10 protein-coding genes are annotated in these 12097 nt (G+C 40.3%); 5 read left to right on the forward strand and 5 right to left on the reverse strand.

Annotation, left to right across the window (positions count from 1 at the left end; translation table 11 throughout):
- Positions 1 to 270, forward strand: a 270-nt coding sequence (locus tag A3EO_RS0110370; protein ID WP_018347093.1) for an IS3 family transposase, incomplete at its 5' end; no start/stop codon positions are given.
- Positions 271 to 364: 94 nt separating this feature from the next.
- On the opposite strand, the gene A3EO_RS0110375 is transcribed toward A3EO_RS0110370, so the two are convergent.
- Entirely contained in the window at positions 365 to 979 is a 615-nt protein-coding gene (locus A3EO_RS0110375; protein ID WP_018347094.1) for an ABC transporter ATP-binding protein, read from the reverse strand.
- Between the two features lie 41 nt (positions 980 to 1020).
- Here A3EO_RS0110375 and A3EO_RS0110380 point away from each other — a divergent pair, with 41 nt between their 5' ends.
- Complete coding sequence (locus A3EO_RS0110380; RefSeq protein ID WP_013746177.1) at positions 1021 to 1335, forward strand: DUF2322 family protein; 315 nt, start codon at positions 1021 to 1023, stop codon at positions 1333 to 1335.
- Here A3EO_RS0110380 and coaA read toward each other — a convergent pair whose 3' ends face one another.
- Both coaA and A3EO_RS0110390 read right to left on the reverse strand, forming a co-directional pair.
- On the reverse strand, positions 1336 to 2268 hold the full coding sequence (gene coaA, locus A3EO_RS0110385) for a type I pantothenate kinase (RefSeq protein ID WP_018347095.1): 933 nt from the start codon (positions 2266 to 2268) through the stop codon (positions 1336 to 1338). It abuts the gene before it with no gap.
- A gap of 183 nt (positions 2269 to 2451) precedes the next feature.
- A complete protein-coding gene (locus tag A3EO_RS0110390; protein WP_013746179.1) occupies positions 2452 to 3837 on the reverse strand; it encodes a DASS family sodium-coupled anion symporter in 1386 nt (461 codons plus the stop codon).
- A 353-nt stretch (positions 3838 to 4190) separates the two neighbouring features.
- On the opposite strand from A3EO_RS0110390, the gene glpA reads away from it, so the two are divergent.
- From glpA to glpC, 3 genes are read left to right on the forward strand one after another with little or no spacing between them, the layout of a single operon-like run.
- Positions 4191 to 5864, forward strand: a complete 1674-nt coding sequence (glpA, locus tag A3EO_RS0110395; RefSeq protein ID WP_026211113.1) for an anaerobic glycerol-3-phosphate dehydrogenase subunit A — start codon at positions 4191 to 4193, stop codon at positions 5862 to 5864.
- On the forward strand, positions 5854 to 7131 hold the full coding sequence (gene glpB / locus A3EO_RS0110400; RefSeq protein WP_018347096.1) for a glycerol-3-phosphate dehydrogenase subunit GlpB: 1278 nt from the start codon (positions 5854 to 5856) through the stop codon (positions 7129 to 7131). The genes glpA and glpB overlap by 11 nt, the downstream gene beginning before the upstream one ends.
- Positions 7128 to 8390 (forward strand): anaerobic glycerol-3-phosphate dehydrogenase subunit GlpC, encoded by a 1263-nt coding sequence (gene glpC / locus A3EO_RS0110405; RefSeq protein WP_018347097.1) that lies wholly within the window; start codon positions 7128 to 7130, stop codon positions 8388 to 8390. Before glpB ends, glpC begins: the two co-directional genes overlap by 4 nt.
- A 62-nt stretch (positions 8391 to 8452) precedes the next feature.
- Here glpC and A3EO_RS0110410 read toward each other — a convergent pair whose 3' ends face one another.
- Both A3EO_RS0110410 and A3EO_RS12930 read right to left on the reverse strand, forming a co-directional pair.
- The gene (locus tag A3EO_RS0110410; RefSeq protein ID WP_018347098.1) at positions 8453 to 9502 is read right to left on the reverse strand and encodes a fimbrial protein; all 1050 of its coding nucleotides are present in this window, start codon (positions 9500 to 9502) and stop codon (positions 8453 to 8455) included.
- An 8-nt stretch (positions 9503 to 9510) separates the two neighbouring features.
- Positions 9511 to 11976, reverse strand: coding sequence for a fimbria/pilus outer membrane usher protein (locus tag A3EO_RS12930; protein WP_211206179.1), 2466 nt, complete (start codon positions 11974 to 11976; stop codon positions 9511 to 9513).
- Positions 11977 to 12097: the final 121 nt, after the last annotated feature.

Below are 12097 nucleotides of genomic sequence, written 5' to 3' on the forward strand. Positions count from 1 at the left end.
CAATACCAAATGTCAAGTTATCAACAGTTACTCGCTCAGCACAATATTGTGCAGAGTATGTCGAGGAAAGGCAATTGTTTAGATAATGCCGCGATGGAGAGTTTCTTTGGTCGGATGAAAGTAGAATGTTTTTATGGCAAAACTTTCGAAAGTATTGAAGAACTTGAATCCGTTATCAAAGAATATGTTCGTTATTACAATGAGGAAAGAATACAATTAAGACTAAATGGACTGAGTCCTGTTCAATACAGAATTCAGTCCTTAAAATAGCAGTCTAACTTTTCGGGGTCAGATCAAATAGTAGAAGATAAACCAGACAAAAATTAAAAAGCTGAATTTCGGCAATATTGTTCATAGTCAATTCCTAGTGAAAATAAATAATTTGATCAGCATATTTTTCGGTTAAATTCTGATCGTGGCTGATCATAATTAACGTCATTTTCGGCAAACAAAATGATTTAAGATTATCCATAATTTGCGCAGCAACCTTTGCATCCAGAGCGGAAGTTGGTTCATCCAACATTAAAATATTAGGTGAAAAACTAAGCGCAATCGCAATAAATACTCGCTGTTTTTCGCCGCCGGAAAGTTGATTGACAGGGTGATCCAAGGAGAACGGAACGCAACAAAGATCCAAATAGGATTGTAATTGTTGTTTATCCGGTAAGGTATGTTCTCTATAGCGATGATATTGTTGGAAATTTTCCAGAATAGTGCCATCAAACAGATATAATTGCTGTGAGGCGAGTAAAATTTCGTGGCGTAGTTTAATTTTATCAAATTGTTGTATATCTTTGTTTTGATATAAAATTTTCCCTTGTGTCAGTGGCAGTGTTGCGTTAAAAAGGTGCAGCAGTGTGCTTTTACCGCACCCACTCGGCCCTTGAAAAAAAGTTGCTTTACCTTGCTCAATATAAATATTGGGGTAATGAATCCTGTTTTGAAAAACAACGTTTTCAGCGGATAAAATAATCGACATAGAAATTCCTTTTGTAACACTTATTATTAGGAGCAATGCTTATGAATTTTCAACAGATTTTGCAAACTTTGCCATCTATCGAAGGCATTCAACAAATTAATATTATAAATTCACAAGGAGACATTGTGCATTCTATTCCTGCAATTTCTGGAAAATTAGGATCTTTACGGGTATATCACGCATTAGCGCAGCAGTATCAGGGGAAATTAGATAAAAACAGCGCACAACAAGGGATAATCTGGTTTGCGGAACATTATCAGGATGCACTCGAAAATCCAGGAAAACACCCTAATATTGATTTGCTGTTAGCTGTGATTGCCAATGATGAACATTGGCAAATTGCAGTGTTAAGATAACTATTTCCTCAATTTAATGGTGTTAATCGCGTGATCTTCGCCTTTGATTAAAATCAGGCTTGCCCGCTCACGTGTTGGCAGAATATTTTCGTGCAGATTAACGCCATTAATGCTGTCCCAAATAGTTGAGGCAATTTCTATTGCTTCAGGTTCAGAAAGTTTGGCATAGCTGTGGAAATAGGAGCTTGGGTTAGCAAATGCGCCTTTGCGGAATTTAAGAAAACGTTTGATATACCAGTTTTTTAACAAAGCCTCTTCCGCATCAACGAAAATAGAGAAATCGACAAAATCGGAAACGAATAAATTATGTGCTTTGTGGCTACGTTGCAGCACATTTAAACCCTCAATAATTAGAATATCCGGTTGATTAATTTCCGTATATTGATTGGGAATAATGTCATAAATCAGGTGAGAATAAACCGGCGCTTTTACACTTTCTTTGCCGGATTTAATATCCGACACGAACTGGATTAATGCCTGTGTGTCATAAGAGACCGGAAATCCTTTTTTGCTTAATAGATCCAACTGTTTCAGTTTTTCCAAAGGAAATAAGAAACCATCGGTGGTAATTAAATCCACTTTTCTTCCCGGCTCGGTTAAAAGTGCTTGCAGAATACGGGCGGTGGTGCTTTTCCCGACCGCAACGCTGCCGGCAATGCTGATAATATAAGGCACTTTCGGCTTTTTAATGCCAAGAAATCGTTCGATAACGGCGTGGCGTTGTAAATTTTCATCAATATAATAATTTAATAAACGCACTAACGGCAGATAGATAGAACGAACCTCATTTAATGAAAGTTCCTCATTAAAACTAAGGAGTGGCTTTAAATCCTGTTCCGTTAAAGATAAAGGAAAAGAATTTCTTAATGCAGCCCATTGTTCGCGTTCAAATACTAAAAACGGTGAAAAATCATTAGTATTGTGGTTGTTCACAATATCCTTCTTATTTGATGAAAATAACAAAAAACGGTGGAATGTATGTTATAGAAAGCGAACGAAAAAGGCAAAGTGAATATTTGTAATAGGTAATCATCACTAAATTAAAAAAGGATTAAATCGACATATGAGCAGATTTAATCCTTTATTTTTTAATAGTTTAATTTTATTTAAACCGATTTAAAGCCAGAAAACATAAGCAAAAGTGGCGATAAGGAATACACAGAAAATATTGAGGATAATTCCTGCTTTCACCATCTCTTGTTGTTTAATTTGTCCTGAACCGAAAACAATGGCATTCGGTGGAGTGGCTACCGGTAGCATAAAGGCACAGGATGCACCTAAGCCGATAATTAATGCAAGACCGATTGCCGGCATTCCCAACGCTTCAGCAATGGAGATAAAAATCGGTACTAACAATGCGGCACTGGCAGTGTTGGAAGTAAATTCCGTTAAGAAAATAATGAAAGCGGCGACAACTAAACCGATGATGTAGAAATGGCCGCCTTGAATTAAAAAGACGATACCGTCCGCCATCACTTTGCTTGCACCGGAATCTTTCAATACGGCACTTAATGTTAAACCGCCGCCGAAAAGCATTAATACGCCCCATTCGGTGTTATCTTGAATTTGCTTCCAATTCGCTACACCGGTGATGCAGATGAGAACCGCCGCTAACAATGCCACAAAACTGTCGAAGCTGGCGATTTTTCCGGATAAGCCGAGCAATGATGCCAACATCGGATTTACACTGCTGCTGAAAATCCAGCATAATGCAATAAAGACGAAAATGGCTAAAGTGATGATGCGAGGGCGATCAATTTCAATCTGCTCAAATTCAAATTTGAATGACTTTTCAAATTTTGGTCGGAATACCAAATACAAGGCGGCAATCATTACCGGCATTAATAAAATCATTATCGGTAAGCCGTATCCTAGCCATTGTGAAAAGTTGAGGTGTAATTGAGAGGCAACAATCGCATTTGGTGGGCTGCCGACTAATGTGCCCATTCCGCCGATACTGGCACTGTAAGCAATCCCTAATAAGACAAATACATAAGTATTGTGCTGTTTCTGTTGATCAAGGTTGGATAAAATCCCCATTGCCAACGGTAACATCATTGCGGCGGTGGCGGTGTTACTCATCCACATGGATAAAAATGCGGTGACCACAAACAGGTAAATGACCGCGACCAATAAATTACCACCGGCAAGTGACATAATTTTATTGGCGATAAAACGATCCAGTTTTTGGATGTGCAGTGCCGTTGCCAAGGCGAAACCACCAAAGAATAGAAAAATGGTCGGATCCGCAAATGCTACCAACGCTTTTTTGGTGTCAGTCAATCCCATTGCAATGGCTAAAATCGGAATTAACAGCGCCGTTACCGTTACATTTAATGCCTCCGTCAACCATAAAATACCGACAAAGACCAACAAGGTTAAGCCTTTATTGACCTGCGGTTCAAACGGCAGACTAAATAGCAAAATTAATGAGATCAGAATATCTACGCCCAGGATTAGGCTTGATTTACTCCAAACGGTCGGAGATTTGTTGTTTGTCATAATGTACCCTCCTTTACTTTATGATCATTATTTCATTCCAATATAGCAGATAGTCATCCCTTCGTCAGAATACAAGTCCGGAATTGTGAGCGAGTGAACAACTTTTCTGTTAGTTGTGTTTTTTCTGTTTATTTTTCTATCAGAAAATGGCGAATTTTTATCTCTTTCTCATTTTTTACAAAATCGCTGCGCTGTTTTTGAAATTAATTTCATCAAAATGGGCTCAAAAATGTGATCTCGCTTACAAATTTGTTCTTTTTCAATCAAATTGTGATTTTTTATTTTCTTTTTGAGTTAAAATAAAGCTAAATTTTCGTATTGGAATAATTTATTGTGTGTTGGGGGCTTCAAAAATGACAAATCAGCAAGTAAATACGACCTCTCCGCAATGGGAAACCGATGTCATCATCATTGGAGGTGGGGCAACCGGCGCAGGCATTGCGCGTGATTGTTCGTTACGGGGACTTCGCAGTATTTTATTGGAACGTCGTGATATTGCGACCGGTGCCACCGGGCGTAACCACGGTTTATTGCATAGCGGTGCGAGATACGCCGTCAATGATCACGAATCTGCAGAAGAGTGTATTAAAGAAAATATGATCTTGAAGCAGATTGCGCGTCATTGTGTGGAAGATACCAAAGGGTTGTTTATCACCTTACCGGAAGATGATCTCAATTATCAAAAAACATTTATTGAGAGTTGTCAAAAAGCGGGCATTGAGGCGGTTCAGATCGAGCCGGATTTAGCAAAACGGTTGGAGCCGTCAGTGAATCCGTCTTTAGTCGGTGCCGTGGTGGTGCCGGACGGTACTGTCGATCCGTTCCGTTTGACAGCGGCAAATATGTTGGATGCGAAAGAGAACGGCGCGACCATTTTAACCTATCACGAAGTGACAAAATTAATTCGTGAGGGTGATCGTGTCATCGGTGTGGAAGCCTTTGATCATAAACGTAAAATGAGCGTGAAAGTGTATGCCAAAATCGTGGTAAATGCCGGTGGTATTTGGGGGCAAGGTATTGCTGAATATGCTGATTTGAAGATTAAAATGTTCCCGGCGAAAGGTTCGCTATTAATTATGGGGCATCGTATTAATAATTTAGTGATTAATCGTTGTCGTAAACCGGCGAATGCCGATATTTTGGTGCCGGGCGATACCATTTGCGTTATCGGTACAACTTCCGACCGTATCCCGTACGATCAAATTGATAATATGATTGTGACACCACAAGAAGTGGATGTTCTGTTTACCGAAGGCGAAAAATTGGCACCGGCATTGCGTCATACTCGCGTGTTGCGTGCTTATGCCGGTGTGCGTCCGTTGGTGGCGAGTGATGATGATCCGTCAGGACGTAATGTTAGCCGTGGTATTGTGTTGTTGGATCACGAAACACGGGACGGCTTGAAAGGATTTATTACCATTACCGGCGGTAAATTGATGACTTACCGTTTAATGGCAGAATGGGCGACCGATTTAATTTGTAAGAAATTAAATCATCAAGCGGAATGTAAAACCGCAAAACAACCGCTACCGGGCTCGCAAGAAACCGCGACAGAAACCCATCAACGTATTATTTCCATTCCGAACCCGATTCGTGTTTCTGCGATTTATCGTCACGGTGCCAGAGCAGATCGCCTGTTGGCGGAACAACGCTTGGATCGCAGTTTAGTGTGCGAATGTGAAATGGTGACTGCCGGTGAAGTGCGTTATGCCGTAGAAGAGTTGGATGTGAATAATTTAGTCGATTTACGTCGTCGTACTCGTGTCGGTATGGGAACGTGTCAAGGCGAACTTTGTGCTTGCCGTGCAGCCGGTTTAATGAGTCGTTTTAATATCATTTCCGCCCGGCGTTCAACCACTCAACTTTCTTCTTTCTTGGAAGAGCGTTGGCGTGGCATTGAGCCGATTGCTTGGGGCGATGCGATTCGTGAGGCGGAATTCAGTAGTTGGATCTATTACAGCTTGCTCGGATTAAAACAGGTGAATACTCAATCAACAGACGAGGGGACAGACGCAAATGAATTTTGATACTCTGATTATTGGCGGTGGTTTGGCTGGATTACTTTGCGGTATCAAATTACAACAACAAGGACAGCATTGTGCCATCGTAACAACCGGACAAAGTGCCATTGATTTTTCTTCCGGCTCTTTAGATTTATTAAGTTTTTGTGCTGAACAAGAAGTGAATGTGTTGGCGCAAGGATTAGCCGACCTTGCGCAATCTGCACCGCAACATCCTTATAATTTAATCGGTGCGGAAAAGGTGTTGCATTATGCGCAAGATTTTCAATGGTTGGCACAACAATTAAAACTCAATTTACAGGGTGAACAGGCAAAGAATCATTATCGTGTTACGCCATTGGGATCATTACAACCGGCGTGGTTATCGCCGAATAGCGTACCGACTTTGGCAATGGATGATCAGGCATTCTCCTATCGTTCATTGATGATTCTTGGTATTGAAGGCTATCACGATTTCCAACCGCATTTGGTGGCGGCAAATTTGAAGTCATTGCCACAATTTGCGGATTGCGACATTCAGCACGGTTTTTTACATATTCCGGAATTGGATCATTTACGCACTAATGCGCGTGAATTCCGAAGTGTCAATATTTCGCAAGCATTGGAACATAAATTAAATTTCCAACAATTGGTTCAGGAGATTAAAAATGCTGCCGGTGATGCGGAAGCGGTGTTCTTGCCGGCGTGTTTCGGCATAGATGATGACAGTTTGTTTGAACAGCTTAAACAGGCAACCGGATTGCCGTTGTTTGAATTACCGACCTTACCGCCTTCATTGTTAGGCTTACGTCAACATTATAAATTACGCCGTGAATTCCAACGTTTAGGCGGCGTGTTAATGAATGGCGATACCGCATTGCGAGGCGAATTTGAAAATGGATGTGTCAGTAAAATTTATACCGCATTGAACGAAGAAATTGCGCTGACTGCAAAGCATTATATTTTAGCGAGCGGAAGTTTCTTTAGTAACGGCTTGGTTGCTCACTTTGAAAAAATTATTGAACCGGTGTTTGAATCGGATCTGATCGCAGATAGCGATCGCTTGCAATGGACTGCACACCGGTTCGCCGATCCGCAACCGTATCAATATTATGGCGTGAAAATTAATGCGCATTGCCAAGTAGAGAAATCGGGGCAAATTGTGCCGAATTTATTTGCGGTAGGTGCGGTTATCGGTGGTTTCAGCGGCTTAAATGATGGTTGCGGTTCAGGTGTTTCGATCGTCACTGCTTTTAATGTTGCTGATTATATTTTGGCGGGAGGTCAACAATGAATTTACAACAATTAATTGCACAAGCTGAACAGACTCATCAACAACCTTATCAAGATTCCAGTTTTGAAAGTTGTATTAAATGCACCGCTTGTACTGCCGTCTGCCCGGTTTCGCGGAATAATCCGTTTTATCCCGGCCCTAAACAGGCAGGTCCGGATGGTGAACGTTTACGTTTGAAAAATCCATTGCTTTATGATGAAGCATTAAAATATTGCACTAACTGTAAACGTTGTGAAATTGCCTGTCCGTCAGGGGTAAAAATTGGCGATATTATCGTGCGTGCGCGTGATCATTACGGTAAAGGAAAAGGCAAATCAAAAATTCAAAAATTGAGAGATGCCATTTTGAGTAATACCGATTTAATGGGCACATTGAACACGCCGTTTGCACCGGTGGTGAATACGATTACCGGTTTGAAAGCGACCCGTTTCTTGTTGGATAAAACGTTAAAAGTCGATCATCGCCGCAGTTTGCCGAAATATTCATTCGGTAGTTTCCGTAATTGGTATAAGAAAAATGCGGCACAACGCCAAGCTTTATATAAAGATAAAGTGGCGTATTATCACGGTTGTTATGTCAATTACAATAATCCTGAACTGGGTAAAGAGCTGATCAAAGTCTTCAATGCGATGGATATTGGCGTGGTGTTATTGGAAAAAGAGAAATGTTGTGGTTTGCCATTAATGGTCAACGGCTTTCCGCAACAGGCAACGCGTCAAGCGAATTTCAATATTCAACAACTTGAAAAAGTGATTGAAGAGAAGAAATTAGATGTAGTTGGCACGTCATCAAGCTGTACTCTCACTTTGAAAGATGAATATGAGCATATTCTTGGACGAGATAACAGCAAAGTGAAGGATCACATTAATTTGGTAACGCGTTATATCTACAAATTATTGGAAAGCGGTGAAAAAACCTTGCCATTGAAACCGTTGCCGTTGCGAGTGGCATATCATACCGCCTGCCATATGGAAAAAGCGGGTTGGGTGCCTTACACTATTGAATTAATTAGAAAGATTCCGGGTTTGGAATTGGTAATGCTTAATTCTCAATGTTGTGGTATTGCCGGAACTTATGGTTTTAAATCCGAAAATTATGAAACCGCACAGGCGATTGGTAATCCACTGTTTGAGCAGATCGAAGCCGGTAATTTTGATTATGTCATTACCGATTGCGAAACTTGTAAATGGCAGATTGATATGTCAACCAGCCGCACTTGCTTACATCCGATAACTTTGTTGGCGATGGCGTTGGCATAATTTTAGATTGTGTAGCAGGCAAAAAGATAGAGCCGATTTATGACTCTATCTTTTTTATTTGTTTATTGATAAGAGAAAGTGAGCATTACCGTCCCAGTGATTGCGCCGGGCATAATATTAACGGCGTTAGGTTTTCTTGCATAATAAACACGAAAATTCATTGTTGGCATTGTGCTTTCAGCATCATTACTGAACAACTGTTTATTATTGCTTGAATCAGTACCAAAGATAATAGGTAAATTATTTTGTTTATAGATTTTTAATCCTAAAGTAGGGTTGATTTGGTTATTGGTAATAACATTTAAAATATCGCTATTATTCTCCGGTCGACTTTGATCAATCATCTTCACCTCAATTTTATCCTTAGGAATAAATTTGTTAATAGAACTGCTTTGTGTCGGGCAATCCATCAAACGAATATTAAATTGACCGCCGTAAACTTCATTGTTATTTAATAATGAAATTGAAGAAATAGTATTCAACATTACACTTTGATTTTTATCTGCCGAATAAATCCGGCAAGTATATTGTGGCGATAGAATGGAAAAAGCATTCATCGAAATATTCATTGAAGAGCCGGTGAGCCAACCACCATTTAAAAAGCCTGATTCAGAAAGGGTAGCAATATTGGCTTGATAAGGAATAAAGGTATTGCCTATTGGCAGTTGATTGTAAATAACCGCTCTTGTCCTAAGACGAATAGGCACGCTCCATTGACTTTTCATCTCTTTTTCAAATGATGTTGTTGTAATTGCTTGCCAATTGCCACTGTTATTTATATCAATGTCAAAGATAAAGCCAATATTTTTATATTGTTGATTTGTAAATATTAGATATATCTGATTATTATCATTAAATGACAGAGCTGTAGGTTCTAAATTAATAGTTAATTTGAAATTGATATTAAGAAAATTCAAAAGATCATTTTTAAATGTTGTGGTTGTGATAGATTCTTGCGGTAATAAGATTGGATATTGATAGCCGGAAGAAACATTAATTTGTTGTGTACCTAAATTAATATTCATCTCCTTTGGATTAAATGAGCCGGCAACAGCAGATTTAATCGATAAAAAGAGTACTATTAAGCATAAAGATAGGCACTGTTTGAACATTGTAACTCCTATTGATCAGCATTAATTCGACAAATTGCATTTTTAATAATCGGTAAATGAGATTGTGCCGGTTGATCCTGTTCGCTGATTTGATATTTAAATTGGCAACGATTTTGTTGATCTGTCCCCCAGACAACGGTGATCGCACCTTTATCGGCAATATTTCGGCTATAAAGTCTGCCGCCTTGTACAACGGTGCCGATTGGCTGATTATTTTGATCAAATGCCTCCGCTGCCATTGGCGGAACGCCGCCGTTCTCCAATTCAAGATCAAAAAAGACGATACGTCCGCTTTGGGTGATGAATTTAATCAACATTGCGCTGTTGGCGCGTGGAATAATTTGTTTACTGGTCGCGTCTAAATCAACGTCAATCGGTAAATTGCTTGGATTGATACTGATTTGATTAAATTGATAAGGCGTTAAATAAGGCACAATACCGTTACCAAAATAATCGAGTTTGCTGCCCCAATTATTCTCAATTTCTGCACCGCTTGCGCCGTCAGCGTGAATAATGGCAAAAGTATGCCCCAGTTCATTGCTGAGAGTGATGCCATAAGGGTGAGCCACCACTGCACCGTTGGAGCTGATCGAATATTGGCGGTTTTGTTGGTTATCTCGACTATAAGAGGCGTTGAGATTACTGAAACCGGAGCGGTAACCGCCATAAATGGCGTAAGAGCTGATGTCGTTATGTCGTTGCGTGGAAAGGTTATAGCTATATTGATTGTATTGTCCTAACGCACCGGATAGCGATAACTGCTCACCGGTAGTGCCTGCGTTATGTGTGGTGGCAACAGCGAGTTGTGCCGTATTTTGATCTTTGCTCAATGGCATCGAGAAATTTAATGACCACTGATTATCTTTTCTGCCGGAATAATAATCGCGAGATTGTGAAAAATTTATCTGATAATTCAAACGTTTCCAGAAATTATGATAACCAGCTTGATATTGATTCGATGGTTTTGTCGCATTCCAATAATGGTAGCTTGAACCACTGATATAAAGTGATCCCCAATTTTGCGGTAATACCTGATTTAACGAAATTTGAAATTGTGCTTTCGTTTGTTGATTAGCGAGTAGAAAATCGACTTGATCACGCGGATATTCTTCATTTGCCGACAGTACATCGCTTAATTGATAAAAATGCGGCGAAAAATAGCGTGAAGCGGATAAATAAAGATAAGTATTTGTTTCAGAAAAATTTTTGTTATAAATCAGGCGTAAACGCTGAGCCTGATATGACCGCTGCGATTGTCTGAAATTTGTTCTGTTTTGCGTGATTTCTGTGGTTAAATTACCCAATACCGTGCCGATAGTCGCACCAAGTTTAACGCTCTGATAATCTTTCGATAAGGTCGCCCCACTTAATAAAGTAAGATGATTATTCAAACCATATTGCCACGACAGTTGCACAATGGGTTGATCGAATGTTTTTTTATTATGGCGATAATAACCGGCAGCCACTGCATAACGGCTGTAGCCGGGACGAATCAAACGCGACATTGATGAGAGCGGCACGGTAAAAGTGCGTGTTTGTCCGTTAGCTTCCGTGACCTCCACGATAAGATCATCGCTGTAACCGGTCGGATAAAGTTGATCTATCGAAAAAGGTCCGGCGGGAACGGTGGTTTCAAAAATAATATTGCCGTTTTGTTTTACGGTCACTTTAGCATTGCTGTTCGCAACGCCTTGAATAACCGGCGCATAGCCACGCACGGAGCTTGGCAACATTGCATCATCGGAAGTTAAACTTACGCCACGGAAAGGCAGACTATCCGTCACATCGCCACTGGTGGTGAAATCGCCCAGCATAAATTGTGCGCGCATTGCGGCGACATCGTGTTGTAAATAATTTTCGATGTTGTTATAGCCTTGCGATTGTTGATTCACCCACGTGATGGAACCACGATGGCGTAATGCCCAGTTGCCTAAATTAATACCGGCAAATAAACCCAAATAGGATTGTGAAACCGTATTTTCTGCACTTTGAAATTGGTAGTAATTGGCATCATAGCGAACGAATGCGACCGGCACGCCATTTTGCCATTGTGCCGGAGAAATATAACCGTGAGGACGCTGCACTAAGTAGGCTTGCGGTAGTTCTACATTCAGACGTAAATGCGCCACATCAAAATTAACAGTAGCGGAAGGAATAGCCGCAGCAAATGGGATACATTTGTCTTCGATTGTTTGTTTGTCGGCGATGGCTTCATCTTTTACATCCATTAAATCAAACAATTCAGGCGTAAGGCAAATCGTACTTTTATTGTCGATATCGATTGCAGTTAAGGTAAATTTACCTCGCCACTGTTGGTTTAGATAAAGATCAACATCGCGATAATCGCCGGCAGCAATGCTGTTACCCGAACTGAAACGCGCCACATCAATCGTTTTTTGCCCTTCAACCTGTTGCAGAAAATTGCTGTCAAATTCCACCTCTTCTAAGGTGAAAGCCGGCGAAATAATAGGCAAAACAGACCAAAACAACAATGTTGTTCAGACCGCTGACAAACCCATCTTTCCAAAATCATTTGATAAAAGTGGGTTTGTTTTTTTACTTTGTCGCTTTTCTCTTGCTTTTCCTTTCAGATAA

The organism is Gallibacterium anatis DSM 16844 = F 149 (assembly GCF_000379785.1).
GTDB classification, from domain to species: Bacteria; Pseudomonadota; Gammaproteobacteria; order Enterobacterales; family Pasteurellaceae; genus Gallibacterium; species Gallibacterium anatis.